This is a genomic window from Bradyrhizobium genosp. SA-4 str. CB756 (assembly GCF_000473125.1).
In the GTDB taxonomy this organism is placed as follows: domain Bacteria; phylum Pseudomonadota; class Alphaproteobacteria; order Rhizobiales; family Xanthobacteraceae; genus Bradyrhizobium; species Bradyrhizobium arachidis.
Window position 1 is genome coordinate 1,000,356 of the sequence record NZ_KI421499.1, and the last position, 26,030, is coordinate 1,026,385.

The following is a 26,030-nucleotide window of genomic DNA, read 5'->3' on the forward strand; positions in this document are numbered from 1 at the left end:
TCGGATTCATTCGATCAATCGCTCAATAGTCCCAGAACACCGGCACCCAGCGGAACGCATCGCCATCGGCCGCGACCCGGCCGACGGACGGGAACGGCAGGTGCGTCGCCACCAGCAGCTCTTTGGTCTCGACCAGCTCCTTGAACAGCTGAACCCGAACGCGAGCGGCTTCCTCGGGATCGTGCTCGAAGCCGTTGTACCATTCGGGGTGCTCGAACCCGACTGCGAACACGGCATCGCCCGCGAACATCAGCCGGTCGCCGCCGGACGCGACGCGAACCACGCTGTGTCCGGGCGTGTGACCGCCGGTGCGACGGACGACGACGCCCGGCGCAACTTCGTGCTCCTCATCGAACTGGCGCAGCTGACTGCCGTATTCTTTCACGAAGCGCTTGGCGGCCGAGCGAAGCGCGTCCGGGAATCCCGGCGGCATGGAGACGTGGGAGAAATCGGGCGCGTCCCAGAACTTGACCTCGGCGGCCGCCACATGGATGCGCAGGTCCTTGCGCAGCCGCTCCTTCACGCCGTCGACCAGCAACCCGCCGACATGGTCCATGTGCATGTGGGTGAGCACCACGTCGGTCACGGACGAAAGATCGATGCCGGCGGCTTCCAGTCGCTTGATCAACTGCCCGGCCCGCGGCAAGTGCAGGTCCGGATCGAATCCCAGCCCGGCATCGACGAGGATGGTCTGGCTGCCGCTCCGCACCACGACCGCGTTCAGCGCCCAATCGAAAGCGTCCGGTGGCAGGAACATCTCCTTCAGCCAGGCCGCCCGGGCAGACGGGTCGACATTGTGGGCCAGCATGGCCGTTGGCAGCGGCAGCACGCCGTCGCTGACCACCATCACGTCGATGTCGCCGATCTTCAGCGCATAGCGCGACGGGACCAGCTCTTCGGGCTTCGACGTCACGGGGGATGAGGTGTTGTGCATGTTCATGTTCGTCTCCTGGTTCAAGGTGAAGGCCCCCGGCTGGTCATGGTCGAGCAGGCCGCGCCGCCGGGAGAGCGCGGCCGCCGTTGCGTGATGCGACTAGAGGCTCGTCACGCGTTCCGGATCGGCCGATGCCAACGCCGCGGCGCGCTCGGCGCGGGGCGGGTAGATCCAGACGGTGTTGATCTCCCGCTTGGTCTTCTTGGCGACGTCGCCGACCAGCTCGACCGTGCGCTCCCAGCCGCGCGTGAACAGCGCACCGGCTTCGCCGAGATCGAGGCAGGTGACGTAAGCCTTCTGGTGATATGGCCTGGTCGGAACGCCGAGCAGCTCGGCGGCGGCGTTGTTGCCGGCAAATGCGCCCATGCGCGTCGCGTGCTGGCATGACATCAGTGCGTAATTGCCGGTGTCGTCGCAGGCGGCGCGCGCCGCATCGCCGGTGGCAAAGACGCTGGGAATGCCGGGCACGCGCAGGTCGCGGTCGACCAGCAGCCGGCCGAAACTGTCGCGCTCGGCGGGAATCTGTGCCGTCAGCGGCGCGGCACGAATGCCGGCTGCCCACACCACCGTCTCGGTTTCGATGTGCTCGCCGGTCGAGAGCGTCACGCCGGACTTGTCGAGCGAGGCAACGCCGGTGCCGAGCCGGGCCTCGACGCCGAGCTTGCGCAGCGCCTCCTCGATCACGGGGCGGGACCCTTCGCCCATGTCGGGGGCAATCGCGCTGTTGCGCTCCACGATGATCACGCGCGCCCTGGAATCCTCGCCGAAGATCTGGCGCAGGCGCGCGGGCAGCTCGGTGGCCGCCTCGATGCCGGTGAAGCCGCCGCCGGCGACGACGACCGTGTCGCGCCCGTTGACGGCCGGCCGATTGGCAAGGCTGTGCAGATGCTTGTCGAGTGCGATCGCGTCATCGAGCGAATCGACGCTGAAGCCATGCTCGGCAAGACCTGGAATGTTGGGGCGGAACAGGCGGCTGCCGGCGGCGACCACCAGCCGGTCGTAGGACAGCGTCTTTCGCGTACCCTTGGCTGTGGCGATCTGCACCGTCTGCGCCTTGGTGTCGACCGCCTCGGCGCTGCCCTGGATGTAATCGACGTCGATGGCCTCGAGGACGTCGAGCAGCGGCGCCGTCAAGGTTTCCGGCTTCGGCTCGTAGAGCCGCGGGCGGATCACCAGCGTCGGCTGCGGCGCGATCAGCGCGATCTCGAGATCGTCGGGCGAAACACCCTGGATGTCGCGGAGGCGAGCGGCGGAGAGGGCGGCGTACATGCCGGCGAAGCCGGCACCGATAATGAGTAGTCGCATGTGGTTGTCTCCAGGATTGGATTGGTTCGAAACGCGCGCGTCATCGCTGCCGCTCGATGCGAGCGGAGTCTGTTGCGACCCGTGATGACGCGAAGAGGTGAGACGGAGAGCGCCGGGCCGTTACGGCGCGGTGCAGTTCGGCAGCGAGGACAGGAGGGCGGGGCCCTCGCAAGCCGCGCGGCAGCTGCGCGGGCCCAGCGGCCAGCCGCGCAGGGCGACCGGCATCGCGGGCTTCCCGAGCCAGCCGCGATCGAGCAGGATCGACGTTGCGGCATTGGCGCTTCGTGGGCCCTGTAACTCCGCCTCTTCGGCGGTCGGCGAGGTGAAGCGCACCGTCAGCGAGAGCCCGTACACGAGCGCCGAGGCGGCGGCCTTCCGTTTCGGTGCGATTGCAAGCTGTTTCCAGTCCATCGTTCGTCTCCGTCCGGATGATGTGACATTGCGATCTTTAGCGAACCGGATAGTCGACTGCGCCAGAGCGATTGCCGTCCCTGTCGAGCGATTGCTGCTACCGCATGCGCCTGCGCCAATCGCTCGGCGTTTCGCCGGTCAGCTTCTTGAAGGCCGCGGCGAAGGCGGTCTGCGAGGAATAGCCGAGCGCTGCGGCGATCGAGACCACCGGCTCGTCGCTCCCGCGCAGCATGTCCATGGCCTGCTCGAGCCGGTGCTGGCGCAGCCAGGCATGCGGCGAGAGCCCGGTGCTCTCCTTGAAGGACCGGCAGAAATGGAAGCGCGACAGTCCGGCGTCGGACGCGAGCGCCGAGAGCGAGACATCTGCATCGCTGTCCGAGCGCAGACGTTCGATCGACCGGCGCAGAACCGAAGGCGAAAGACCGCCGATGATCGGCTGCGGCGTAGCCGCAACGCCGGCATGAGCGGCCAAGAGGCGCGTGGCGAGCAGATCCGTCAGTTGTTGCCTGAACAGCGTGTCCAGCGTGGCGCTGCCTTCGAGCGAGTCGGCGGCGCTCAGCAGCAGCCGCGACGTGATGGCGTCAGGATGCCCGGTTCGCTCCAGCAGATCGCCGGGGTTCGTCGTGTTGGCCTCGTCGGCGATCCGCAGCAGCGTCCTCTGCGGAAGATAGAGCTGGACGACATGCATGGGGCGGTGGATGTCCCATCGCGATGTCGAGCCGGCCGGAATGATCGTCACGACGCCGGGACGCGCCGTCGAAATCGCGGCCGTCCTTCCCGTGCGTCGTTCCAGCGCCTGCGAGCCGGCGGGATAGGCCATGACGACATGATCGGCCATGGGCTCGACGGTGTCGTGCAGCGGTTCGTGCCTCCAAAAGGCGATGGCGCCGCTGCTGGAATCGGAGGCCATGCGAAGCGGCTTCGTCTTGAGCACGCGTGCCATCTCGGCATCGGCGGCGCGACGCTCGGACGCCGCGTGATCGTCCGGCCTTGCGCCAGGTATGGGTGGCAAGCCCTTGGGGGAGGGATTGCGCATGAGTGTGGTGCTCCCGGTCATTGCGTGGCTCCTCCCGATCGCTTCGAGCTCAGATCAGGTGTCCGTGTTTCTACGGGTCGGGGGCGTTCTAGGCGCTGCCCGGGCCGAGCGTCTTGCCTGAAGCGCCCATGCTTTGCCCGATCCTGCTCCGAGCCGGCGCGCGCTTTCGCAAACGCCCGACGCGCAGCGCCGCGTCGTCGCAGTGCCGATTTCGCGAGAGGAATAAATTCGCTGAAAGGGCCCGGTGCCGGCGGCCGAGGCGGGGCCCTCGCCGGCGCCGCCGCGGGCGGACGGCTTGCACAGAATATCCCGCCTCCGGCATGATAGGCCCGGAGGTTCGCTTCGCCGTGTCATTGAAGAATCCGGACGCAGTCGCAGCCATCGTTGCAGCGCTTCGGCACGTTTACGGTGACGAGGTCGCGCGAATGATGCTCGTCGGCGGCATGAGCCTCGCCACCCTGATCGATGCGATGTTTTCCGCGCCCTTGACGCATCGGCAGGCCGTCCGGGCGATTACCGACGGATTGGACGATTTTGTCGTCTCTCCGGACCTCGGTCTCATGTGGCACCTCAAGTACATCTATGGAGACCAGCCCGGTTCGCTGGATGTCGTGGACATGGAGATCGCCACGATGAACGGCACGCTGGCGAGCAAGGACGTCTGGCTTCGCCTGGCCTCCTAGAGCAGAACTCGGCCCGGTCCCGGATTGAAGCGGAATCGGCAAACCTGAAGTATTGATTAAAATTCTAATCGTGCGCGGTTCATAATCTTAGCGTCGCGCCTGTATGACCCCTCGCAAACATTTGTTTTTGCAGGAGACGTATTATGGCTGCTGCCGATCAGACTTTCTCTCAGGCCATCGACATTTCAGGCCGCCTCGTGCGCGCCGCCAATTTCGCGCTGGACAATTGGTGGATATGGCTGCTGGCCGCCGCCGCACTCTGGCTGATGCTGAAGATCCGCGCGCAGCATGCGCTGATCGCGCAGCTCGACGAGCGCGCGGATGCGGCCTTCGGCGACGTCGATGCGCTGCTGGTCGAGCGGCACACGCTGATCGGCAATCTCGTCGAGATCGTCCGCGCCTTTGCCGCGAGGGAGCATCAGTTGATCCGCGACGTGCTCGACGCGCGCATCGACGCGCTGGAAGCGATCAGCGGCAGCGGCGGGGTGATTCAGAGCGAGACCCAGATCGCCAGCGTCCTGCAAAATCTGTTCACGGTCAGCGAAAACTATCCCGCGCTTGCCAGCGCCGCCCATTACAGCACGCTGCGCTCCGACCTGATCCGGATCGAGGACCGCATCACCGCGGCGCGCAAGTTCTACAATCTCGCGGTCGAGGAATTGAACTCGGTCCGCCGTGCCTTCCCCGGCAATTTCATCGCGATGATCGGGCACAATCCTCCGCGCGAAAAATTCGTGCTCGGCGAGCGCCGCGCCGAGCTGGCGGAGCCGGTCAAGATCGCGCTTTAGGCCGAAAGGGCTGGCGCCAACAGGGGCTAGGTCATGGCGGTTCACGGCTACGTCACCCACGCCGCGCACAACAGGCGGTTCACGGCGTTGCTGGTGCTGGGCTATGTGCTGGCCTTCGAGATCATCGGGGCCTTCGCCCTGACGATGATCCTGCTCTCGGCCGACCATGAGCATACCATCCTGACCGATCCGGCCGGCTATGCGCTGCGCTACGCACTGCCGATCGCCATCGTGGCCGGATTCGTGTTCTGGTGGATCTACAGCAGTCACGCCAAGGCGGTGACGAAAGTGCTCGGCGTCCGCATCGTCACCCGCGAGGACGAGCCGCGTTTCGTCGCGATCGCCGAGGAGCAGTGCACCGCGCTCGGCGTGCGCCTGCCGCGTTTCGGGATCATCGAGGCGAGCGAACCCAATGCCGTGACCGCAGGCGAGGGGCCGACCCAAGGCCTGATCGCGGTCACGCGCGGCCTGCTGGACGTGCTCGACGACGACGAGCTTGCCGCGGTCCTCGCCCATGAGGCCTCCCATATTCGCCACGGCGATACGCGGCTGCTCGCCGCCAACCACGCCTTGATGCGCACCGCCATCATCATGCAGATGAACAATCCGCTGCGCTTCGAAGACTGGCGGCAGATGGTCATCGCGGTGCTGATCCCGCCGATGCTGCTGCTGATGCTCGCGAGCAGCGCGATGACGTCGCTCTCCATGCGGCTGTCGCGCGCGGCGCGGCGCGGGTTGAAGCTGAGCCGCGACCACGTCGCCGACGGCGAGGCCATCCGCGTCACGCATTTTCCCGAGGCGCTGCTCAGCGCGATCGCCAAGGTCAGCGGCCGGGGCTGCTTCGTCGGCAGCGACCGTGTCGAGGGTCTGCTGTTCGACGGGCGCGCCGATCACGAAGGCGGAAGCCATCCGTCTGCCACGGATCGGATCGAGGCCATCGGCCACCTTGGCGGAGAGCTGATGAATCCGGCGCGGCAGCGCCGCGACACCCGCGTTCCGGCGCGGCCCGTGTTCGGCAGGCGCCCGCGAATAGAAGCTGCAACGGCCTATCCGCTCGATGCGTCGGGCCGGCCGCTGGAGCGGCCGCGCCCGCCGTCCCGGCATCCCTTGCTGCTCTACTTCACCGACCACGAGCTCTACATGCAGTGGCACAATGCCTGCGTGGCTTGGACGGAATGGCAGCTGAACGAGCGTCGCAATGTCCTCGGCGTGATGCCGAAACTGATGATCCCGCTGGGCCTTGCGTTTGCGGCGGTGCTCTATCTCTACTGGCCGAAGGACGGAAACCTGTCGAAGCTGGCGAGCCTGATGAACCCGGCGGGGATGGTCGATATCGCCCGGATGACGAATTCGGGACCGTTCTGCAGCGGCCCATCCTATCCCGACGGCAAATGCGCTACCAAAGGCGCGCCGGTGCCGAAGCCGAACAACCAGGTCGCGCAAAGCGCGCCTGCTGCCGCGCCGGCCGGCAAGCCGGGAGCGAACGGCGGAGTCTGGGCTGAAGGCAGCGATCGTCCAGCAGCGCCTTCAGCCTTCATGCCGCTCTTGCTGTTCGGCCTCGTGGTGGTTGGGATATTCAAGCCGAAACTGCTCCGCGCGCTGTTCGGCCATCTCGAGCCGCTCGAGATCGATCGTCGCAAGTCGCGTCCGGACATCGTCGAAATCGACGAAGAGATCGTCAGGAACGACCAGCCAAAGTGGAACGCACCGCCGCCGCCGAGTGCCCCGCTTTCGGCGCCGGTGTTTGGCCGGAGGAGGGTGTAAAGTCGCTTCCTGGTCTGTTCGCCAAATGGCGCGGACGATCTAAGCCCGGCTCAGCCGATCGCGCAGGAATTCGATGAAGCGCTGCGTCTTGGCAGGAAGCAGTCTGGTCTCGGTGACGGCATAGATGGTCATGGGCAAGCCCTGCCATTGCGGCATGATGCGGCGTAGCCGGCCGGCTGCGACTTCGTCGGCGACGATTTCCTGCGGCACGAAGGTGATGCCCATGTCGAGGGTCGCGAGACGGCGGAGCATGCCGATGCTGTTGAGGTGGAAACGGCCGCCGACCTCGGCGTCTAACATTTGCATTCCGTTGTGCAGCTTCCAGCTGCTTACCCTCGTCTGGCAGAGGCATTGATGGTGCGCGAGGTCCGCGGGTTCGCGCGGCTCGCCGTTGAGTTCGAGATAGCGCGGCGAGGCGTAGAGATAGCCGTGCAGGCGGGCGAGCGGCCGCGCGATCATGTGGGACGCCTCGGATTCTCCGATGCGGATCGCGAGATCATACGGCTCGGAGACGAGGTCGACGCGCCGCGGCGTCAGGTCGAATTCGAAATCGATACCGGGATAAAGCTGCGCGAATTCGGTGATCAACGGCGCCAGATAGGTGTTCGCGAAATCCACCGGCAGCGAGACGCGCAACAATCCGCTCGGCCGCGCCAGCATTTCGCCGAGCTGCTCGTGCGCGAGGCGTGCTTCGTCGACGATGCGCTTGCAACGCTCGAAATAGAGCTGGCCGGCTTCGGTCAATTCGATCCTGCGCGTCGTGCGGTTCAGGAGGCGAAGCCCGATCTCCTTCTCCAGCAGGCTGATCCGTCGCGACAGGGTGGAGTTCGGCATGTCCAGCGTCGCCGCAGCGCCGCGGAAGCTCCTGGCTTTCACGACCTCGACGAAGAGCGCCATGTCGTTCAACAGCTCCATAAGATTATTCCATATGTGGACCAATCTATTCCATTATACGCCATTTATTCCATGAGATGGAGGGTCCATCTGCCTTCTCGACAGCAACGAGAAGGAACTCGCCATGAAATCGCTATTCAGTCCCGTCCGCGTCGGTGGACTTGAGCTCCCGAACCGCCTCGTCATGGCGCCCATGACGCGGTCGCGCGCCGCCGCCAATGGCACGCCCGGCAACCTCGCCGCCGAATATTACGCGCAGCGCGCCGGCGTCGGTCTGATCGTCACCGAGGGCACGCAGCCATCTGACGACGGGCAGGGCTACATGGCGACCCCCGGTATCTACTCGCCGGCGCATGTCGCAGGCTGGCACAAGGTCACCGATGCCGTGCACGACAAGGGCGGCCATATCTTCATCCAGCTCATGCATGCCGGGCGCATGTCCCATCCCGACAACACGCCGCATCACCGGCAGGGCGTGGCCCCCTCGGCCATCGCGCCGGATACCCCGATGTTCACGGCGACCGGCATGCAGGATATCCCGCAGCCACGCTCGCTCACCACCGACGAGGTGCGCCGGACCGTCGCCGACTTTCGCGACGCTGCGCGCTGCGCCATCGCGGCGCGAGCAGATGGCGTCGAGATCCACGGCGCCAACGGATATCTGGTCCAGCAATTCATTGCGCCGAGCGCGAACACCCGAACCGATGCCTATGGTGGCTCGATCGAAAATCGTGCGCGTTTCGCCATCGCGGTGGCGGCCGCCATCGCTGGCGAGATCGGCGCGGACAAGACGGCGATCCGTCTGTCGCCCGGCATCACGATGTGGGGCATCGACGAAGGTGTCGAAGGACCTGACCTCTATCGTCATCTGGTCACTGAGCTCGACAAGCTCTCGCTCGCCTATCTGCACATCATGCATCAGGGCGACGACCGCCTTCTTGCCGATCTCCGCAAGCTGTGGCGCGGCAGGCTGATCGTGAACAGACCGGGGCGTCCGCGCGACCTCATCGGCGCCGACGTCGCGGCCGGACTGGCCGACATGGAGGCGTACGGCCAGATGGTCCTGGCCAATCCCGACGTCATGGCGCGCCTGAAATCCGGCGCCCCGCTGAACGAGGCGGATCGCACCACCTTCTTCGGCGGCGACGCCCGCGGCTACACCGACTATCCTGCGTTGGGTGCGACTGCTGCGGTCTGAGCACTCCCGGTCATCGCAATCATCGGCTCTGCACCGCGCCCGCGGTGCGAGCGTGCTCTTCCCGAAGCCGAATCGCCGCTGGCTCGCGGCGACGCTAAGCCAGCATTCCGTCGAGATCGGAATAGATGACGTCGGCCGTGCGTTGATAGTGCTGCTGAAGCAGACGCACGGCCTTTTCGGTGTGCTTGGCGAGAACCGCCTGAAGGATATCGCTGTGCTCGGCACCGACCTTGCGCGCCGGATAGGCCTTTGCGATCGACATCATGCGATAGCGATAGAGACGGTCGGCGAGCTGCTCGCAGAAGCCGAGAAGCGGACGTGAACCGCAAAGGCCGATCAGCGTCGCATGGAAGGCGCGGTGCACCTTCTCCCAGTCCGGATTGTCCTCGAACGTGTCGGGCTTGAGCGAGCGAGGGGTGCGGTCGAGCCGGTGATGCGCCACCAGCAGAGCCTCTTCCCAGCTCTGCGTCGCATTCTGCATGGACTCGCGGAGCGCCAGGCCTTCGACCCAGCACCGCGTCTTGGTCAGCTCCTGCAGCTCCCCCTTGCTGACCTCCTTCACATAGAAGCCGCGCTGCTCCATCCCGACGACGAACTCCTCGGTCGTCAGCCGGTTGAGCGCCTCGCGCAGCGGGGTCTGCCCGACATTGTACTGCTCCATCAGGAATCGCGACTGCAGCTTGCGACCGGGCGCGAGCCGGGTGGTCAGGATGTCGGCCTTGAGGCGTGCGTAGATCGTGGTCGCCAGCGTTGCCGGTTGGTCGTCCTTCTGGCTCGGCAGGTCAGGGCTCATGGGCATCCCATTGGAATCTCTGCGCCTGTGTACATTAGCAGGGTTTGGACCTGTTATTTATAAATTTTTGCTTTACTGACGATTTTGTACATATTAATGGACTGACATTCGCGTTTCCTGACAAGGAAGTCCAATGTCCGACTTTCCGGTGACGGCCCTGCGCAGCGTCGAGGTCACGACGCCGCACCTCGCCGGTTCGGTCGAGTTCTACAGCAAGGTCTGGGGCCTCGACGTCGTGGCGGAAGCGGACGGCACCGTGTACCTCGCCGCGACGGGCAGTGACTTCCACGTTCTCGAGCTCACACCCGGTGAGGCGACGTCACTCCGAAAGATCAGCTTCCGTACCCGCTCGCTTGAAGATCTGCACCGCCTGTTCGCGCGTGCGCGGCAAGCCGTCTGTGAGGTGATCAACTCACCCGCGCCGTCGCCTGCGCCCTCGGGCGGGACAAGCTTCGTGGTTCGCGAGCCACAGGGCTGCGCCATGGAGTTCGTCCATGGCGATCATGTAAGGCCGCCGCGCGTGATCGCGGATCGCCCCGAACGGCTGGCGCATGTCAACATCAACAGCGCCGACATCGAAACGCTTTCGACATTCTATCAGGACACCCTGGGGTTTCGGCTGACGGATCGCTCGAAGCTGATGGCGTTCCTGTGCTGCAACAGCGATCACCACGCGATCGTGCTTGCCGAGGCCCCTCGCAACGGCCTCAATTACATTGCCTTCCTGATGCCTGATCTGGAGTCCGTCATGCGCGGCTCCGGTCGCATGGTCGACCATGGCCACCCGATCGGATGGGGCGTCGGTCGTCACGGACCGGGCGACAACGTGTTCGCCTATTTCGTCGATCCGGCCGGCACCGTGATCGAATACACCGCCGAGGTCTTGCAGATCGACGACAGCTACGTCGCGAAAGGCCCGACCGATTGGGTCTGGCCTCCGGGACGAACCGACCAGTGGGGTATCGCCCCGCCCAAGTCCGACACCTGCAAGACGGCGCAGCTCGCCATTCCCTTCACGGCGGCGCGCGCATGACGGATATGGCTGGCGCTACCGACTATGACGTGCTCGTCGTCGGCTTCGGGCCGACCGGCGCCGTTGCCGCGGGCCAGCTCGGCCGGCTCGGTCATCGCACGCTCGTCATCGACCGGCTCACCGATGTCTACGACAAGCCGCGTGCGATCGCGCTCGATCACGAGATCTTCCGTCAATTCGACAATATGGGCCTCGCGGATGCAATCTCGCCCTTCATCGAGCCCTTCACCGCATCGGAGCATTTCGGTGTCGACGGCCAGTTGATCCGGCGCATCGACATGGTCGCAAAGCCCTATCCACTCGGCTACACGCCGAGCATGGTGTTCAGCCAGCCCGCGGTCGAGACCGAGCTGCGCCGCCACGCGATGAGTTTTTCCAATGTGCGGGCCGAGCTCGGCGTCGAGCTGCTCGATCTCGTCCAGACCTCCGATCGCGTCGAGGCGCGCCTGAAGGACAGCGACGGACGGCATCGTTCCGTGACGGCGCGCTACGTGCTTGGCTGCGACGGCGCCTCGAGCACCGTGCGGCAGATCGCAGGGCTCGGCCTCGAGGATCTCGTCTTCGACGAACCCTGGCTCGTGGTCGACATGCGCGTGAACGAGAGCGCGCTGGCCCGCCTGCCGCAATGCTCCGCGCAGTTCTGCAATCCGGCGCGCCCCGTGAGCTTCCTGATCGGCCCGAAGAACCACCGCCGCTGGGAGATCATGCTGCTGCCGGGCGAAGACGTGCGGCAGATGGAGCGGCCCGACAATGTCTGGAAGCTGCTCTCGCCCTGGCTCACGCCGCATGACGGGGACTTGTGGCGGGCTGCCTCCTATCGCTTCCACGCGCTCGTTGCCGCCGACTGGCGGAGCGGCAGGATCCTGATCGCCGGCGATGCCGCGCATCAGCAGCCGCCCTTCATCGGCCAGGGCATGTGCCAGGGCCTGCGTGACGCGACCAACCTCGTCTGGAAACTGGATCAGGTGCTCAAGGGCGTGTCCTCCGACAGCCTGCTCGACAGCTACACGGTCGAGAGAAAGCAGCACGTCATCGAGCTGACCGGCAAGATCAAGGCGATCGGCCAGTCGATCTGCGAGCGCGATCCGGCCGCGGCCCGCAAGAGCGATGCGCAAATCCTTAGCGATGGCGGCGGCAAGCCGCTGCTCTTGACGCGGCAGGAAATCATCCCGCCGCTCCGCGCAGGATGCCTGTCGCATCAAGAGACGCCGGCGCGCGGCAGCCTGTTTCCGCAGCCGCGCATCGCAAGCGGCGGTACGGCTCGCCTGCTGGACGAAATGATAGGGGCCGGCTGGCGCGTGTTGATCGACGGCCGCAGCAATGATGCCGCGTCCATGCTCTCGCTCTGTGCCGCGCGCCCGGACGTATCGGCAACGGCCGTCGCGCCTGCTGGGGCAGGTCGGCCGAATGTGCTCGAAGAGACCGAGGGCGTACTCGCGAGCTGGTTCGACCGCCACGGTGTCGTCGCCGCGATCGTGCGGCCCGACCATTACGTTTTCGGCACCGCGCGCAATACTTCTGAGCTCGGCGATCTCTTGCGCGAGATCGGCTTGTATTGTCGCGACGTCCCGGCCGAGCAAGCAAACCTAATTCCCGATCAGACAATGGAGAGAACGCCGTGAAACTGGCCACTGTAGCGATCGACGGCCGCACCACCTGGGGCATCGTCGAGGGCGAGACCTTTTTTGATGTCGGCACCGCGCTCAAGGCGCGCTATGCCGATCTCAAGGCGGCCATCGGCGCCGCCTTCGCCGGCGTTGCGGATGCAAAGTCCTCCGCCGCCACCCTCCCGATCTCGAAAGTCACTTGGCTGCCGGTCATCCCGAACCCGGACAAGATCCTGTGCGTGGGCCTGAATTACGAGACCCACCGCAAGGAGACCGGCCGGGCCGAGGTCGATCATCCCACCATCTTCTCGCGCTACGCCAACAGCCAGACCGGACATTTGAGTCCGATCGTGCGGCCGCGCGTCTCGACCCACCTCGATTTCGAAGGCGAGCTCGCGGTCATCATCGGCAAGGCCGGCCGCTACATCTCCCGCGCCGACGCCATGGATCATGTCGTGGGCTATTCCTGCTACAATGACGGCAGCATCCGCGATTTCCAGCGTCACACCCATCAGTTCACGCCGGGCAAGAACTTTCCGGACACCGGTGCATTCGGGCCCTGGATGATGACGTCGGACGAGCTCGGTCCGCTCGGCGAGCTCAAGCTGCAGACCCGCCTCAACGGACAGGTCATGCAGGAAGCGCTGATCAAGCAGATGATCTTCGATATCCCGCGCCAGATCGAATACTGCTCCACGTTCACGCGGCTCGAGCCCGGCGACGTCATAGTCAGCGGCACCCCGGGTGGCGTCGGCGCGCGGCGCGAGCCGCCGCTCTGGATGAAGCCCGGCGACGTCGTCGAGATCGAGGTCGAACGCCTCGGCGTGCTCAGGAACGTCGTCGCAGACGAAACCTGATCGAACGACGGCCGCCGGCGACGGCGTGCGAACGATCAATAAAACCCGCAAAGCGGAATCTTTCAGGGAGGAACATCATGTCCGCACTATCCCGTCGTCTGCTGCTCGCCGGCGCCGCGCTTTGTTTCTCTCTTCCGGCCTTGGCGCAGCCCTGGCCGCAGAGGCCGGTGACCATCGTCGTGCCGCAGCCGGCGGGCAACAGCCCGGACGTGATGTGCCGCCTCATCACCGAAAAGCTCTCGCGGACCCTCGGGCAGCAATTCGTGGTCGAGAATCGTCCGGGTGCCGCAAACCTCGTCGGCACGCAGTCCGTCGCCCGTGCGGCGCCGGACGGCTACACGTTCTTGTTTGCCACGTCGGCCGCGCTCGTCACCAATCCCTACACGTTCAAGAAACTGCCCTACGACCCCGTGAAGGACTTCGTGCCGGTCGCGATGGCTGCCAAGAGCAACCACGTCCTCCTCGTCAATCCCGAGGTGAAGGCCAATACGCTGCCGGAGTTGATCAAGCTCGAGAAGTCGGCGCCGGGTTCATTGAGTCTGGCCGTCGATGGTGCGCGCAATCTCTCGGGCCTGATCGCTCAAGCCATCAACAAGAGCGCCGGAACCGGCTTTGTGCTCATCCCCTACAACACGACCACGAATGCGGTGCAGGACGCGATCTCGGGCCGCATCCAGGTGACGATCCAGTCGGCGTCCATCGCCGAAGCCTTCATCAAGGCAGGTACGCTGCGACCGGTCGCCGTTGCCGGAGCCAAGCGGATCGACTCCCTGCCGGACGTTCCTGCGATCGCGGAGACGCTGCAAAGCGTCGACCTGCAGGGCTGGTTCATGTTCATGGCGCCAGTCGGCACGCCCGCCGAGATCGTCGAAAAGCTGAGCGCCGAGATTGCAAGCGCCCTGGAATCATCCGATGTGCGCGAGCGAGCTCCAACTCTCGGTTTCGATGTCAGCGTTGGCGATGCCGTGACGACGGCGGGCGCAAAGCGTTTCCTCGATCAACAGCTTGCCTCGTCCGGCAAGATCATTCAGGGACTCGGTATCGAGCCGGAATAGCGGGCAGACGCCTCGCGTTGCGGCTGGCGCATCGTCGCGGGCGCCGCGCCGGGCTCGAGAGGCCGGATTCACACGGGCCGCGTGATTAACGGTTTCTTAGCGCTAGTCATGCGGATGATCTGCATGGGAATACCTGGGGAGACTGCTCCCATGCTGAACGACGGTACCTACGCGGCTTGGTACAAGACGCCGCTCGAGCAGGGCACCGGCATCGTCCATGTCGCAGACGGCCAGATCTGGGGCCGCGACAGCCTGATGACGTATCATGGTTCGTGTCAGGTCGACGGCGATCGCTTCACCGCGACCGTGTCGACGAAGCGTCATACCGAAGGACGTGACACGGTCTTCGGCGTCTATGATGAGCTCACGCTGAACATCGTAGGGACGTGCCCCGGCAAGATCGCGACTTACACCGCGACGGCGGGACAGGCGCCGGGAGTCGTCCTCGAGGGAACGCTGATCCTGACGGAAAAGCCGGCGGCGGCGCCTGAGCGAACGGCTCAGGTCCCCGCGTTCAATCCCGACAAGCTTCCAAAACTGCCGAAGCGCTCCCGCTGATCGCGGCAGCGTGCGCCGGCCGGCGAAATCGCCCGCGCCGACATGTCGCGCCCCCGGCAGCGCAATTCTGCATCCTCAAACTTCCGCTGCGGCGCTTCTCAAATGGCCCGTCACGCGTCATTGTGGTGCCGCACCAGCATCACCTTGGGAGCAGCATCACATGTCGGACAAGGTCTCGCGCCGCCAGTTTGCCAAGCTGGCGGGATTGTCCGCAGCCGGAATCGCAGGTCCCGTCGAGCTGGCCGATGCCAAGCCGGTACCGGCGCCGCGGGGCATGGACGGCTTTCCGCCGGGCTTCGTCTGGGGCACGGCGACCTCGTCCTATCAGGTCGAGGGCGCGGTCAATGAGGATGGGCGAGGGGCCTCGATCTGGGACACTTTCGTGCGCATCCCCGGCAAGATCGAGGACGGCACCACCGGCGACCGCGCCAATGAGCATTATCATCGCTACAAGGAAGACATCGCGCTGATCAAGGATCTCGGCTGCAAGGCCTATCGCTTCTCGATCGCCTGGCCGCGGGTGTTTCCGGATGGTGACGGCAAGCCGAACCCGAAAGGACTCGACTTCTACAATCGCCTCGTCGACGAGCTCCTGAAGAACGGCATCGAGCCGTGGGCGACGCTCTATCATTGGGATCTGCCGCAGTCGCTCCAGGACCGCTTTGGCGGCTGGCGCTCGACCGAGACCTGCAAGATCTTCGGCGACTATGCCGGCTATGTCGCCGAGCGCCTGACCGATCGTGTCAAGAACGTGTTCACGCTGAACGAGAGCGGCCGCTTCGTGCAGTTCGGCTACGGCCTCGGCATCGATGCGCCCGGCGCGACGCTGCCGCAAGCCGAGGTCAACCAGATCAGGCACAACAGCGCGCTCGCGCACGGGCTCGCGGTGCAGGCGGTGCGTGCGCGCGGCCGCCGTGGCACCAAAGTGGGGCCGGCCGAGAACATCGACGTCTGCGTTCCCGCGATCGACACGCCCGAGCATGTCCGCGCCGCCGAGATCGCGCTGCGCGAGATGAATGCCGGCTATCTCAACGTCATCATGACGGGCCAGTACACCGACGCTTTCCTGAAATACGCCGGCGCCAATGCACCGAAATACACCGACGCCGAGCTGAAGATCATCTCCTCGCCGGTCGACTTCCTCGGCCTCAACATCTATGCGCCGCAGAACTACGTGGTGCCGTCCGACCAGGGCGCGGGCTTCATGCCGCTGCCGATCCCGAAATCCTTTCCGCACATGAATTCGAACTGGCTCCGCGTGGCGCCGGAGACGATCTATTGGGTGCCGAGGCTCGCGGCAAAGATCTGGAAGACGGATGCGATCTACATCACCGAGAACGGCACCTCCGGCGACGACGAGATCTCACCCGACGGCAAGATCTACGATACCGACCGCATCATGTACCTGCGCAACTATCTCGCCCAGCTCCAGCGTGCGACGGCGGAGGGCGTGCCGGTGCGCGGCTATTTCCTCTGGAGCCTGATGGACAATTTCGAATGGGTGTTCGGGCTGAACAAGCGGTTCGGTCTCTATCACGTCAATTTCGACACCCAGGTGCGCACGCCAAAGCTCAGCGCGAGCTTCTACCGCAACGTCATCGCGAAGAACGCCGCGGGGGTGTGATGTCCTCGCCTCTCCCACGTGCGGGGAGAGGCCGGATTTTACGCGCAGCGGAAAATCCGGGTGAGGGGGACGCGGCCCGTCTGTCGCGTTTGAGCTGCCCTGACGCAAGATTGCGCAGCAATTGCCGTTTAGCCTGACGGACCAATCGCTTCACAGGTATCGCTGCGCCTCACGCGGAACCGGGGCTTCTACTGTGCATGGGGTTGTTTTTCACTTTTTGCAGAGAGGCCGTCCGGCACCGCCGATTGACTCAACTCTCCCCCTGATTCACAACGCCTCTCAACACTCATAACAAGAGGACAACGCCCATGGCTGACGCGCTGATCATCGATGCATGCCGTACCCCGCGAGGTGTCGGCAAGGCCGGCAAGGGAGCACTCTCGGGCATTCATCCGCAGCAGCTGGGAGCAACCGTGCTGCGCGCGCTTGCCGAGCGCACCGGCATCAATACCGCCGACGTCGACGACATCGTCTGGGGCTGCAGCGCGCAGGTCGCAACGCAAAGCGGCGATCTCGGCCGCATGTCGGCGCTCGATGCCGGCTATGACGTGCGCGCCAGCGCCGTGACGCTGGATCGATTCTGCGGAAGCGGCATCACCAGCGTCAACATGGCCGCATCCTCGATCATGGCGGGCGCCGAAGACCTCGTCATCGCCGGCGGCTGCGAGATGATGTCGATGGAGGGACGCCGCGGCGGCGGTCCGATGATGATGGACTCGGGCAATCTGCGCCTGCGGGCGAAGCATCCGCAGTCGCATCAGGGCGTCTGCGCCGATGCGATCGCGACTCTGGAAGGCATCGCGCGACAGGACGTCGACGCGCTCGGTCTCGAAAGCCAGAAGCGCGCGGCGCATGCGATCGCGAACGGCCACTTCAAGAACAGCCTCGTGCCCGTCCATCGCGAGGACGGCAGCCTCGCGCTCGACCATGAAGAGTATCCGCGGCCGCAGACCACGATGGAGGGCCTCAGCAGCCTGAAGCCGGCGTTCCCCGCCGTCGCCGACTATGCGCTCGACGACAAGGGCACGACCTATCGCGGCCTGATCCTGCAGAAATATCCCGATCTCGACATCGACTTCGTGCATCACGCGGGCAATTCGTCGGGCGTCGTCGACGGCGCGGCCGCGATCCTCCTGGCTTCACCCGCCTACGCCAAGGCGCATGGCCTTAAAGCCCGCGCCCGCGTGGTGGCGATGGCCAACATGGGGGACTCGCCGACGTTGATGCTGAACGCACCGGTGCCGGCGACGCGCAAGGTGCTGGCGAAGGCGGGGCTCTCCATCGATGACATTGATCTCTTCGAGATCAACGAGGCCTTCGCGGTGGTGGCGGAGAAATACATCCGCGATCTCAAGCTCGACCGCGCCAAGGTCAACGTCAATGGCGGCTCGATCGCGCTCGGCCATCCCATCGGCGCCACCGGCTCGATCCTGATCGGCACCGTGCTCGACGAGCTCGAACGGCGCGACCTCAAGCGCGGCCTCGTCACCATGTGCGCCGCCGGCGGCATGGCGCCGGCCATCATCATCGAGCGCGTCTAGCCAACCTCGTCTTCACCGCTCCCCTTAAAAATGGGGAGAAAGGCAGCTGCAGTGCGATCCAACCCTTATTTTTCAGGGTGAATCGCACGCGGTCGTTCGGTCGTCGCTTGTCGAAAGCCGCGAATCAGCTTTAGCAAGGTTGCGTGCGGGCCTTTGAAACAAGGTAAAATCCGCTGCCTGAGGCTTCCTCCGCTCCGGAAGTAGCTAAAAAGCAGGGTTTTTTGCCACAGGGGGCCAAAAAAGCCCGTAAAATCTCGACAAAACTGTGCAGAAGGCTATAGGCCTTCGCCGGTTGGTCTAATATGCAACCGGCAACGAATCAGAGGAGACACGATGCCGACCCAACTTTCCAAATCGCAGTTGATCGAAAAGATTGCGACCGCCACCGAGCTTTCCAAGCGCGACGTCAAGAACGTCATGGAGACGCTGACCGACGTCGGCCACAAGGAGCTCAAGAAGAACGGCCTGTTCCTGGTGCCGGGCTTCGCCAAGTTCGTGGTCATCAAGAAGCCCGCGACCAAGGCGCGCAAGGGCACCAACCCGTTCACGGGTGAAGAGATGATGTTCAAGGCCAAGCCGGCCCGGAAGATCGTCCGCGCCCGCCCGGTCAAGGCTGCCAAGGACGCCGTGGCCTGATAACGCAAAGGCCCCCTCGATGAGAGGGGGCCTTTTGATTTGGGGTAGTCGCAAGGGCCTGAGACGGAGGGCTCAACCCTTGCGGCGCTTCACCCGGACCGGGACTGGCGCAAGCCGCGGCTCGGGTCCCGCGAGTGCATCGCGCACCCGGTCGATGGCGCGATCGAGCAGCTGGCGCAGCCGCTGCGTCTTGCGCGATCTCCTTGCTTTCTCCAGCAGTTTCTTCATCGCATTACTCCGCCGCTTCGATCTTCGGATCGACCTTGGCTTCCGCCGGCTCGAGCGCTGCGGCGATGGCCTCGTCGACGCGCTCCAGCCAGATGAATTCGAGGTTGTCCCGCGCGCTCTTCGGGATGTCGTCATAGTCCCGCTTGTTGCGCGCCGGCAGCATCACCCGCTTCAGGCCGGCGGCGGCCGCGGCTACCACCTTCTCCTTGATGCCGCCGACCGGCAGCACCAGGCCGCGCAGCGAGATCTCGCCGGTCATCGCCGTGTCGCTCCTCACCGTGCGATTGGTGAGCAGCGACGTCAGCGCCGTGAACATCGCAACGCCCGCGCTCGGTCCGTCCTTCGGGGTGGCGCCCGCGGGGACGTGAACGTGGATGTCGCTCTTCTCGAACAGCTGGGGATCGATGCCGAGCTGGGAGGCTCTGCTCTTCACCAGTGTCAGCGCAGCCTGCACGCTCTCGCGCATGACCTCGCCGAGCTGACCGGTCAGGATCATGCCGCCGCGGCCGGGCACGCGCGAGGCCTCGATGAACAGGATGTCGCCGCCAACAGGGGTCCAGGCAAGGCCGGTGGCCACGCCCGGAATGCTGGTGCGCTGCGCGATCTCGCCTTCGAAGCGCGGCTGGCCGAGCACGGTGCCGATGTCCTTTGTCGTCACCACCACCTTGGCAGCCGTGCCTTCGGCGATCTGCACCGCGGCATGGCGGAACACCTTGCCGATCTCGCGCTCGAGGTTACGCACGCCGGCCTCGCGGGTGTAACCCTTGACCACCAGCTTCAGCGCCTCCGGCTCGATCTCCGCCTGCTCGGCCGAGAGGCCATTAGCCTCCAGCTGCCGCCGCACCAGATACCGCCGCGCGATCTCCAGCTTCTCGTCCTCGGTGTAACCGGCGAGGCTGATCAGCTCCATGCGGTCCAGCAGCGGACCGGGAATCTGGTCCAGCATGTTGGCGGTCGCGATGAAGACCACGCGCGACAGGTCGAAAGGCACGCCCAGGTAATTGTCCCGGAACGTCCCGTTCTGCTCGGGGTCGAGCACCTCCAGCATGGCGGCGGAGGGATCGCCCTGCACGCCGCGGCCCATCTTGTCGATCTCGTCAAGCATCATGACGCAGTTGCGCGCGCCCGCCTTCTTGATGCCCTGGATGATGTTGCCGGGCAGCGCGCCGATATAGGTGCGCCGGTGACCGCGGATCTCGGCCTCGTCATGCACGCCGCCTAAGCTGACGCGCACGAAGGGGCGATCCATCGCGCGGGCAATGGATTGGCCGAGCGAAGTCTTGCCGACGCCGGGCGGGCCGACGAAGCACAGGATCGGGGCCTTGCCCTGCGGCGCCAGCTTGCGCACCGCCAGATATTCGATGATCCGGCTCTTGATCTTCTCCAGGCCGAAATGATCGGCATCCAGGATGCGCCGCGCCTCCTTGATGTCGATCGGCTTCTCCTCGGGGAGGGCCCAGGGCAGTTCGATCAGCCAGTCGAGATAGGTGCGGACCATGCCGGCTTCGCCGGCAGCCTCCGGCATGCGCTCGTAGCGGCGCAGCTCCTTCTTGGCATGCGCCTCGGCTTCAGGGGGCATGTTGGCCTTGGCGATCGCAGCCGTCAGCTCGGTGACCTCGGCCGCCTTGCCGTCGCCTTCGCCCAGCTGGCGCTGGATGGTCGCCATCTGCTCGCGCAGGATCGCCTCGCGCTGCCGCTCGTCGAAGGAGGCCTTGGTCTTCTGGCCGATTTCATTGCTGATGCGCAGCACCTCCAGCCGCTCGGCCAGGTGCTTCGACACCTTCTCGACGCGCAAAGCGAGGTCGATGGTCTCCAGGACCTCCTGCTTGTCCTGCGGCTTGATGTCCATGAACGAGGTTGCGAGGTCCGCCAGCGCGCCGGGCGCAGTCGTGCCCTGGAACATCGCGATCAGCTCGGGCGGCGCCTGCGGCAGCAGCTCGATCGCCTCGATGGCCTGGCGCTGCAGGTTCAGCGCGCGCGCCTCGATCTCGGGCGAGCTCGTAGCCGGCTCGGGGATCTGCTGGAAGCGCGCGGCCAGGAACGGCGTCCCCGGCAGGAAGTCGAGGATGCGCGCGCGCTGCACGCCCTGGCAGACGATGTGATGGGTGCCATCGGGCGCAGTGATGTAGCGCACGATGTTGGCGATGGTCGCGACCCGGTAGAGATCGTCCGGCCCGGGCTCCTCGATCTCGGGGCTGCGTTGCAGGACGATGCCGACCGGCCGCTGCTCGCGCAGCGCCTGCTGTGCGGCGGCGATGGACTTCGCCCGGCCGATCGCGATCGGCGCGATGGCGCCCGGAAACAGCACCATCTCGCGCACGGGGATGATGATCAGCGCGTCTTCGGGGATCTTCACGTCAGGACCGTTTTGGGAATTGGTCTGTTCGGTATTCATCTGTTCGGTGGCCATGATCGACCTCAGGATTTGGCGAGGCGCAGTGCGACGCAGCCGTCCATTACGAAGCGGCTGATGGCGTAGCGGCCGATGGGAAGCGCGATGCGCCGCTCAAAACGGCCCTGCGGCAGCTCGAGGCGGTGGATGCGGGCGTTGCGAAGCTCCGGCGGCAGCGTGCGCTGGCCGGAGATGATGAGCACGCCGTCATGGATCACCGTCTCGACGTTGTCAGGATTGACGCCGGGGAGCGCGACCAGGATCAAAAGCTCATGCTCGGTCTCGAGCACGTCGATCGGCGGCTCCCAGCAGGCTTCCTGGCGGCCGAACTGCTGGCGCAGCCGTTCGGCGCGGGTCAGCGAGTCCAAAGCTTCGGACAGCATCCAGTCGAGGGGATTTTTGGGTTGCATGGCAAAAACTCGGGGAAGGCGCTGCGGTTGGAAAACGAGGATATGGGGATGGTTCCCGCAAATTCCAGCATCGCGCGTCTGGAGCATGCCTGGCCTCTCGAACCGGAGGCCCTTGCAGTCAGGCGCTTCGACGCCGCAGCCATGTTCTGCGGCGTCGAAGGCAACAGTTGGGCGGGCGGCGCCGATCAGGCGGCTTCGCGGTACCCTTCTTCTGCTTCGAGGTTGATCACGGAGGTGGCGAGCTCCGTCAGCGCGTGGTCGGTGGCCTCTTCCTCGTCGAGCGTCTCCTGGAGCAGCCTCGCTGCGTCATGCATGCCGAGCTCCTCGGCCCAGGTACGCAGTGTGCCGTAACGGGAAATCTCGTAGTGCTCGACGGCCTGTGCCGCGGCGAGCAGGCCGGCATCGAGGGCAGGGGCGTTCTTGAACTCCTTCATGATCTCGGCGCCCTCGTCGGTGATGCCGTTGATCGCCTCACACGGCTTGCCGCGTGCCGGCTTGCCCAGCATCCTGAAGATCTGGTCCAGCCGTTTCACCTGGCCCTGGGTCTCGCGCAGATGCTTGTTGAAGGCCGCCGCAAGGTCCTTCGAATGGGCCGCCTTGGCCATCTTCGGCAATGTCTTGATGATCTTGTTCTCGGCGAAATAGATGTCCTTGAGCGTCTCCAGAAACAGGTCGCTCAGCATCTTGGGCGCCCGACGCGGACGGCGCGCTGCGGTCTTTTTCTTGGTTGTACGTTTCTTTGCTCGTTTAGCCATGGATCCTCCTCATGAGGCGACACGGGAAGGCATGCCCTTCCTCAATCCTCACGCGATCAAGAGCCGGGATCAGCAAATGTTCCTCGCGAAGGCCTTCGCGAGCCGCTATGGCTTGCGCCTCGCCACCCGAGACGCTTTCCATGATCGACTTCGCCCTGTCCGCCTTCGTGACGCTGCTGCTGGTGGTCGATCCTGTCGGTCTGGCGCCGGCGTTCCTGGCTGCGACAGGAGGCATGCCTGACAAGGTCAAGCGCACGGTCGCGGTGCGCGCGCCGCTGATCGCGGCCTCGATACTGGTCGTGATCGCGCTGGCCGGAAACTGGCTGCTGCGCCAGCTCGGGATCGGCATCCCCGCCTTTCAGATCGCTGGCGGACTGCTGCTGTTCGGCGTGTCCTACCAGATGATCTTCGGCGACCGCCCGCATCGCGAGGCCCGCGAGGCCGACAAGGCGACGTCGGAACACGCATCCGATGTCGCGGTGTTCCCGCTGGCCATCCCGATGATGGCCGGCCCCGGCGCGATCGCGACCACGCTGTTGCTTTCGGGCGATGCCGGCTACGGCGCCAAGCTCGCCATCATCATTGCGATCGTTCTGGCGGTGTGCCTGCTCTGCATGCTGTGCTTCGTCTCCGCACGCTGGGGCGGACCGGAAATGCGGTGCTCTCGCGCGTGCTCGGCATGCTGCTTGCGGCCTATTCGGTGCAGTTCGTGATCAACGGAATCGCGGCCGTTAAAGCGAGCTTTTCCTGAGCCTGCGACAATCTGCTAATATACTGATTTTACAATTGGTTTCTCGATGTAACGGTACACCCGGCAAGACGGTACCTCATCCGGTCCGCTTTCTCTTGCACTGCCATATTGCTTTGACGTACTTCGGGTCTAACAAACGCACTTCGCCAAGAAATCGAGAAGAAATCGAGAAGAAACTGAGATGTCGATGACAGCGGACGAGCTCGCCAAGAGACAGGCCATCATCGACGCCTGCCGCCGCATGAATGCGCTCGGCATCAACCAGGGCACATCGGGCAATATCAGCGTCCGGCATGCGGACGGACTCCTGGTCACACCGACCAGCGTGCCCTATGAGGCCATGACGCCCGACCAGATCGTGTTCATGAGGATGGACGGCGCGCATGCGCCCGATCAGAAGCCATCCAGCGAGTGGCGCTTCCACCGCGACATCCTGAAGTCGCGCGAGGACGTCAACGCCCTTGTCCACGCCCATCCGACCTATTGCACCATCCTGGCGATCATGGGCATGGACATTCCACCTGTGCACTACATGATCGCGGCCGCCGGCGGCGACAGCATCCGCTGCGCGCCCTATGCCACATTCGGAACGGCGGAGCTGTCCGAGCATGCGATGCGGGCGCTCGAGGGCCGGCTCGCCTGCCTGCTCGACCATCACGGCATGATCGCGATCGGCAAGACACTGGACAAGGCGATGTGGCTCGCCGTCGAGGTCGAGACCCTGGCGCGGCAGTATCACGGGTGTCTCCAGATCGGACAACCGCCGCTGCTGTCGAGCGAGGAGATCGAGCGGGTTCGCCAGCGCATGGCCGGCTACGGCCTGTCGGAAGGGTAGGGCGGACAGACAGTGTTCGTGCGGCACAGACATATCGTCGATCGCAAGGGGACGAACCGCACCATGGTTCGGCTCCGGGCGCTCTTGCGCAGCAACGAGTTCTACCTGATCCCGCTGGCGCTGGTGATCGGCACGCTGGCCGGCGCCATCGTGACGCTGATGGCGGAGATCGCGCAGATCGCGCATGTCGTGATCTACGGCATTCCCGTCGACGTCCGCCTGTCCGCCAATGCGCGGGTCAGTCCCTGGGCGGCGCTGCTCGCGCCGGCGCTCGGCGGATTGGCGCTCGGCATAATGGAATGGTCGCGCCGGCGCATGAAGATTTCGAACGCGGTCGACCCGATCGAGGCCAATGCCCTTCGCGGCGGCAATCTCTCGATGCGCGACAGCGTGGTGGTGTCGAGCCAGACGCTGATCTCCAACGGCTGCGGCGCCTCGGTCGGCCTCGAGGCCGGCTATACCCAGATCGGCTCCGGCATCGCCTCGCTGCTCGGCAAGTTCTTCAACCTGCGCCGCAACGATCTGCGCCTGATGGTCGGTTGCGGCGCTGCCGCGGCGATCGCAGCGGCGTTCGGCGCGCCGATCACCGGCGCCTTCTACGCCTGCGAGCTGATCGTCGGCGTCTATTCGGTCGGCAGCGCAGCACCGATCCTGGCGGCCTCGCTCGCCGGCGCGCTGACCGCGCAATGGCTCGGCGGCGCGCCGTATTCCATCGAAATCCCGAAGGTCAGCTCGGTCGGCATCGAGCAGTATCTGGCATTGATCGGGCTCGCCCTCGTCACCAGTGGCGTCGGCATCGCCGTGATGCGCTCCTCCTCGATGTTCGAGCGCCTGTTCAAATGGCTGCCGGTCTGGCTGCGCCCGGTGATCGGCGGCCTCATCGTCGGCAGTTTCGCCATCGTCACGCCGCAGGTGCTGGCGGCGGGCCACGGCGCCATGGTGCTTGATCTCTTCCACGACATGACCATCGGCCTGATCGCCGTGATCATCGGCCTGAAGGTGACGGCCTGCCTGATCTCGCTCGCGTCGGGCTTCCGCGGCGGCCTGTTCTTCGCCTCGCTGTTCGTCGGAAGCCTGATCGGCAAATTCTTCGCCGCGGTGCTGCTGCTGGTCAGCCCGAACTTCGTGATCGATCCGCTGGTGGCGATGCTGACGGGCATGGCGACGCTCGGCGTCGCCATCGTCGGCGGTCCGCTCACCATGTCGTTCCTCGTGCTCGAGATGACCCGCAATGTCGACGTTACCGCCGTGGTGCTGGCCGGCTGCATCGTCACCTCGATCTGTGTCCGCTTCATGTTTGGACATTCGTTCTCGACCTGGCGCCTGCATCTGCGCGGCGAGACCATCCGCAGCGCCAACGATGTCGGCTGGCTGCGCAACCTCACCGTCGAGCGGCTGATGCGCTCCGACGTCGGCAAGGTGCCGTCGACCACGACGATCGCCGCCGTCCGCCGCGAATTCGCGCTGGGCTCGCGGCCGGGTATCGTCATCGTCAACAATGCTGACGAATATGTTGGCCTCGTGCTGTTGCCCGACCTGTTCTCCAGCGACCTCGACACCATCGCCGACGATATCCAGGTGATCGAGCTCGCCCGCCTGATCGACATCGTGCTGATTCCGGAAATGAACGTGAAGTCGGCGATGGCGGTGTTCGATGAGGCGGAAGCCGAGATGCTGGCGGTGGTCGATTCCACCGACAGCCGCAAGGTGGTTGGTTTCCTCACCGAGACCTTCGCCCGCCGCCGCTACGTCGAGGAGATCGACAAGGCCACGCGCGGCGTGCTGGGGGCGCTGTCGTAAGGGTCTGCGGCCTCGGGGTCGAGAGAGGTATTGGGGGAGGGGCCATGGCACCCGCAGTCGCCTTCGAATTTCCTTGAAGGCGTCTTGCTTTGGACAAACCGCGTCAGCGATGATCAGGGCAAGCAAATGCGACGGACGCCTT

At 65.1% G+C, this 26,030-nt stretch carries 24 protein-coding genes and 1 pseudogene; 15 read left to right on the forward strand and 10 right to left on the reverse strand.

What is annotated here, in order from left to right; all coding sequences use genetic code 11:
- Nucleotides 1-22: 22 nt before the first annotated feature.
- The 4 genes from BRAGE_RS0104750 to BRAGE_RS0104765 form a co-directional block, all read right to left on the reverse strand.
- Nucleotides 23-940 carry an MBL fold metallo-hydrolase gene (locus tag BRAGE_RS0104750; RefSeq protein ID WP_028146201.1) on the reverse strand — a complete coding sequence of 306 codons (918 nt, stop codon included), beginning with the start codon at nt 938-940 and terminating at the stop codon, nt 23-25.
- A 93-nt stretch (nt 941-1,033) separates the two neighbouring features.
- Nucleotides 1,034-2,239, reverse strand: coding sequence for an NAD(P)/FAD-dependent oxidoreductase (locus tag BRAGE_RS0104755; protein ID WP_027562393.1), 1,206 nt, complete (start codon nt 2,237-2,239; stop codon nt 1,034-1,036).
- Nucleotides 2,240-2,359: 120 nt separating this feature from the next.
- A complete protein-coding gene (locus tag BRAGE_RS0104760; protein ID WP_027562394.1) occupies nt 2,360-2,650 on the reverse strand; it encodes a hypothetical protein in 291 nt (96 codons plus the stop codon).
- Between the two features lie 97 nt (nt 2,651-2,747).
- Nucleotides 2,748-3,707 carry a helix-turn-helix domain-containing protein gene (locus BRAGE_RS0104765; protein WP_027562395.1) on the reverse strand — a complete coding sequence of 320 codons (960 nt, stop codon included), beginning with the start codon at nt 3,705-3,707 and terminating at the stop codon, nt 2,748-2,750.
- Between the two features lie 404 nt (nt 3,708-4,111).
- On the opposite strand from BRAGE_RS0104765, the gene BRAGE_RS0104770 reads away from it, so the two are divergent.
- From BRAGE_RS0104770 to BRAGE_RS0104780, 3 genes are all read left to right on the forward strand, one after another.
- The gene (locus BRAGE_RS0104770) at nt 4,112-4,369 is read left to right on the forward strand and encodes a hypothetical protein (RefSeq protein WP_231164093.1); all 258 of its coding nucleotides are present in this window, start codon (nt 4,112-4,114) and stop codon (nt 4,367-4,369) included.
- A 143-nt stretch (nt 4,370-4,512) separates the two neighbouring features.
- Entirely contained in the window at nt 4,513-5,157 is a 645-nt protein-coding gene (locus BRAGE_RS0104775) for a LemA family protein (protein ID WP_027562397.1), read from the forward strand.
- A 33-nt stretch (nt 5,158-5,190) separates the two neighbouring features.
- Nucleotides 5,191-6,921 carry a M48 family metalloprotease gene (locus tag BRAGE_RS0104780; protein WP_027562398.1) on the forward strand — a complete coding sequence of 577 codons (1,731 nt, stop codon included), beginning with the start codon at nt 5,191-5,193 and terminating at the stop codon, nt 6,919-6,921.
- A gap of 39 nt (nt 6,922-6,960) precedes the next feature.
- Here the strand turns inward: BRAGE_RS0104780 and BRAGE_RS0104785 are convergent, their stop codons facing one another.
- Nucleotides 6,961-7,836, reverse strand: coding sequence for a LysR family transcriptional regulator (locus BRAGE_RS0104785; RefSeq protein WP_027562399.1), 876 nt, complete (start codon nt 7,834-7,836; stop codon nt 6,961-6,963).
- A 103-nt stretch (nt 7,837-7,939) separates the two neighbouring features.
- Between BRAGE_RS0104785 and BRAGE_RS0104790 the strand changes: the two genes are divergently transcribed.
- Nucleotides 7,940-9,013 (forward strand): alkene reductase, encoded by a 1,074-nt coding sequence (locus tag BRAGE_RS0104790; RefSeq protein ID WP_027562400.1) that lies wholly within the window; start codon nt 7,940-7,942, stop codon nt 9,011-9,013.
- Nucleotides 9,014-9,107: 94 nt separating this feature from the next.
- Here BRAGE_RS0104790 and BRAGE_RS0104795 read toward each other — a convergent pair whose 3' ends face one another.
- The gene (locus tag BRAGE_RS0104795) at nt 9,108-9,806 is read right to left on the reverse strand and encodes a GntR family transcriptional regulator (protein ID WP_027562401.1); all 699 of its coding nucleotides are present in this window, start codon (nt 9,804-9,806) and stop codon (nt 9,108-9,110) included.
- A gap of 133 nt (nt 9,807-9,939) precedes the next feature.
- Between BRAGE_RS0104795 and BRAGE_RS0104800 the strand changes: the two genes are divergently transcribed.
- The 8 genes from BRAGE_RS0104800 to BRAGE_RS0104835 all read left to right on the forward strand — a co-directional run bounded on the left by BRAGE_RS0104800 (nt 9,940) and on the right by BRAGE_RS0104835 (nt 18,717).
- On the forward strand, nt 9,940-10,839 hold the full coding sequence (locus BRAGE_RS0104800) for a VOC family protein (protein WP_027562402.1): 900 nt from the start codon (nt 9,940-9,942) through the stop codon (nt 10,837-10,839).
- A complete protein-coding gene (locus BRAGE_RS0104805; protein ID WP_027562403.1) occupies nt 10,836-12,461 on the forward strand; it encodes a bifunctional 3-(3-hydroxy-phenyl)propionate/3-hydroxycinnamic acid hydroxylase in 1,626 nt (541 codons plus the stop codon). Before BRAGE_RS0104800 ends, BRAGE_RS0104805 begins: the two co-directional genes overlap by 4 nt.
- Nucleotides 12,458-13,303: a fumarylacetoacetate hydrolase family protein gene (locus BRAGE_RS0104810; RefSeq protein ID WP_027562404.1), complete on the forward strand. Its 846-nt coding sequence runs from the start codon at nt 12,458-12,460 to the stop codon at nt 13,301-13,303. Before BRAGE_RS0104805 ends, BRAGE_RS0104810 begins: the two co-directional genes overlap by 4 nt.
- Nucleotides 13,304-13,380: 77 nt before the next feature.
- Nucleotides 13,381-14,358, forward strand: coding sequence for a Bug family tripartite tricarboxylate transporter substrate binding protein (locus tag BRAGE_RS0104815; protein ID WP_027562405.1), 978 nt, complete (start codon nt 13,381-13,383; stop codon nt 14,356-14,358).
- A gap of 150 nt (nt 14,359-14,508) precedes the next feature.
- Entirely contained in the window at nt 14,509-14,916 is a 408-nt protein-coding gene (locus BRAGE_RS0104820) for a hypothetical protein (protein ID WP_027562406.1), read from the forward strand.
- Nucleotides 14,917-15,076: 160 nt separating this feature from the next.
- Nucleotides 15,077-16,540 carry a GH1 family beta-glucosidase gene (locus BRAGE_RS0104825; protein ID WP_027562407.1) on the forward strand — a complete coding sequence of 488 codons (1,464 nt, stop codon included), beginning with the start codon at nt 15,077-15,079 and terminating at the stop codon, nt 16,538-16,540.
- Between the two features lie 308 nt (nt 16,541-16,848).
- The gene (locus BRAGE_RS0104830) at nt 16,849-18,081 is read left to right on the forward strand and encodes an acetyl-CoA C-acetyltransferase (RefSeq protein WP_027562408.1); all 1,233 of its coding nucleotides are present in this window, start codon (nt 16,849-16,851) and stop codon (nt 18,079-18,081) included.
- 333 nt (nt 18,082-18,414) lie between these two features.
- Nucleotides 18,415-18,717 (forward strand): HU family DNA-binding protein, encoded by a 303-nt coding sequence (locus tag BRAGE_RS0104835; RefSeq protein ID WP_027528369.1) that lies wholly within the window; start codon nt 18,415-18,417, stop codon nt 18,715-18,717.
- Nucleotides 18,718-18,789: 72 nt separating this feature from the next.
- Here BRAGE_RS0104835 and BRAGE_RS55690 read toward each other — a convergent pair whose 3' ends face one another.
- The 4 genes from BRAGE_RS55690 to BRAGE_RS0104855 form a co-directional block, all read right to left on the reverse strand.
- On the reverse strand, nt 18,790-18,945 hold the full coding sequence (locus BRAGE_RS55690; protein WP_167336481.1) for a hypothetical protein: 156 nt from the start codon (nt 18,943-18,945) through the stop codon (nt 18,790-18,792).
- 4 nt (nt 18,946-18,949) lie between these two features.
- Nucleotides 18,950-21,355, reverse strand: a complete 2,406-nt coding sequence (gene lon, locus BRAGE_RS0104845) for an endopeptidase La (RefSeq protein ID WP_027562409.1) — start codon at nt 21,353-21,355, stop codon at nt 18,950-18,952.
- Nucleotides 21,356-21,363: 8 nt separating this feature from the next.
- The gene (locus tag BRAGE_RS0104850) at nt 21,364-21,747 is read right to left on the reverse strand and encodes an Hsp20/alpha crystallin family protein (RefSeq protein WP_027562410.1); all 384 of its coding nucleotides are present in this window, start codon (nt 21,745-21,747) and stop codon (nt 21,364-21,366) included.
- Between the two features lie 185 nt (nt 21,748-21,932).
- Nucleotides 21,933-22,502, reverse strand: coding sequence for a ferritin-like domain-containing protein (locus BRAGE_RS0104855; RefSeq protein ID WP_027562411.1), 570 nt, complete (start codon nt 22,500-22,502; stop codon nt 21,933-21,935).
- A 140-nt stretch (nt 22,503-22,642) separates the two neighbouring features.
- Between BRAGE_RS0104855 and BRAGE_RS47765 the strand changes: the two are divergent.
- The 3 genes and pseudogenes from BRAGE_RS47765 to BRAGE_RS0104875 all read left to right on the forward strand — a co-directional run bounded on the left by BRAGE_RS47765 (nt 22,643) and on the right by BRAGE_RS0104875 (nt 25,888).
- Nucleotides 22,643-23,253: pseudogene (locus BRAGE_RS47765) on the forward strand (MarC family protein).
- A gap of 181 nt (nt 23,254-23,434) precedes the next feature.
- Nucleotides 23,435-24,088 carry an L-fuculose-phosphate aldolase gene (locus tag BRAGE_RS0104870; RefSeq protein WP_181411713.1) on the forward strand — a complete coding sequence of 218 codons (654 nt, stop codon included), beginning with the start codon at nt 23,435-23,437 and terminating at the stop codon, nt 24,086-24,088.
- Between the two features lie 12 nt (nt 24,089-24,100).
- Nucleotides 24,101-25,888 (forward strand): chloride channel protein, encoded by a 1,788-nt coding sequence (locus BRAGE_RS0104875; protein WP_027562413.1) that lies wholly within the window; start codon nt 24,101-24,103, stop codon nt 25,886-25,888.
- Nucleotides 25,889-26,030 lie beyond the last annotated feature (142 nt).

Excerpts from the sequence above, each read along its gene's own strand:
- BRAGE_RS0104750 (WP_028146201.1), bottom strand. The coding sequence starts at position 940 with ATGAACATGCACAACACCTCATCCCCCGTGACGTCGAAGCCCGAAGAG.
- BRAGE_RS0104755 (WP_027562393.1), bottom strand. The coding sequence starts at position 2,239 with ATGCGACTACTCATTATCGGTGCCGGCTTCGCCGGCATGTACGCCGCC.
- BRAGE_RS0104760 (WP_027562394.1), bottom strand. The coding sequence starts at position 2,650 with ATGGACTGGAAACAGCTTGCAATCGCACCGAAACGGAAGGCCGCCGCC.
- BRAGE_RS0104765 (WP_027562395.1), bottom strand. The coding sequence starts at position 3,707 with ATGACCGGGAGCACCACACTCATGCGCAATCCCTCCCCCAAGGGCTTG.
- BRAGE_RS0104770 (WP_231164093.1), top strand. The coding sequence starts at position 4,112 with ATGATGCTCGTCGGCGGCATGAGCCTCGCCACCCTGATCGATGCGATG.
- BRAGE_RS0104775 (WP_027562397.1), top strand. The coding sequence starts at position 4,513 with ATGGCTGCTGCCGATCAGACTTTCTCTCAGGCCATCGACATTTCAGGC.
- BRAGE_RS0104780 (WP_027562398.1), top strand. The coding sequence starts at position 5,191 with ATGGCGGTTCACGGCTACGTCACCCACGCCGCGCACAACAGGCGGTTC.
- BRAGE_RS0104785 (WP_027562399.1), bottom strand. The coding sequence starts at position 7,836 with ATGGAGCTGTTGAACGACATGGCGCTCTTCGTCGAGGTCGTGAAAGCC.
- BRAGE_RS0104790 (WP_027562400.1), top strand. The coding sequence starts at position 7,940 with ATGAAATCGCTATTCAGTCCCGTCCGCGTCGGTGGACTTGAGCTCCCG.
- BRAGE_RS0104795 (WP_027562401.1), bottom strand. The coding sequence starts at position 9,806 with ATGAGCCCTGACCTGCCGAGCCAGAAGGACGACCAACCGGCAACGCTG.
- BRAGE_RS0104800 (WP_027562402.1), top strand. The coding sequence starts at position 9,940 with ATGTCCGACTTTCCGGTGACGGCCCTGCGCAGCGTCGAGGTCACGACG.
- BRAGE_RS0104805 (WP_027562403.1), top strand. The coding sequence starts at position 10,836 with ATGACGGATATGGCTGGCGCTACCGACTATGACGTGCTCGTCGTCGGC.
- BRAGE_RS0104815 (WP_027562405.1), top strand. The coding sequence starts at position 13,381 with ATGTCCGCACTATCCCGTCGTCTGCTGCTCGCCGGCGCCGCGCTTTGT.
- BRAGE_RS0104820 (WP_027562406.1), top strand. The coding sequence starts at position 14,509 with ATGCTGAACGACGGTACCTACGCGGCTTGGTACAAGACGCCGCTCGAG.
- BRAGE_RS0104825 (WP_027562407.1), top strand. The coding sequence starts at position 15,077 with ATGTCGGACAAGGTCTCGCGCCGCCAGTTTGCCAAGCTGGCGGGATTG.
- BRAGE_RS0104830 (WP_027562408.1), top strand. The coding sequence starts at position 16,849 with ATGGCTGACGCGCTGATCATCGATGCATGCCGTACCCCGCGAGGTGTC.
- BRAGE_RS0104835 (WP_027528369.1), top strand. The coding sequence starts at position 18,415 with ATGCCGACCCAACTTTCCAAATCGCAGTTGATCGAAAAGATTGCGACC.
- BRAGE_RS55690 (WP_167336481.1), bottom strand. The coding sequence starts at position 18,945 with ATGAAGAAACTGCTGGAGAAAGCAAGGAGATCGCGCAAGACGCAGCGG.
- lon (WP_027562409.1), bottom strand. The coding sequence starts at position 21,355 with ATGGCCACCGAACAGATGAATACCGAACAGACCAATTCCCAAAACGGT.
- BRAGE_RS0104850 (WP_027562410.1), bottom strand. The coding sequence starts at position 21,747 with ATGCAACCCAAAAATCCCCTCGACTGGATGCTGTCCGAAGCTTTGGAC.
- BRAGE_RS0104855 (WP_027562411.1), bottom strand. The coding sequence starts at position 22,502 with ATGGCTAAACGAGCAAAGAAACGTACAACCAAGAAAAAGACCGCAGCG.
- BRAGE_RS0104870 (WP_181411713.1), top strand. The coding sequence starts at position 23,435 with ATGTCGATGACAGCGGACGAGCTCGCCAAGAGACAGGCCATCATCGAC.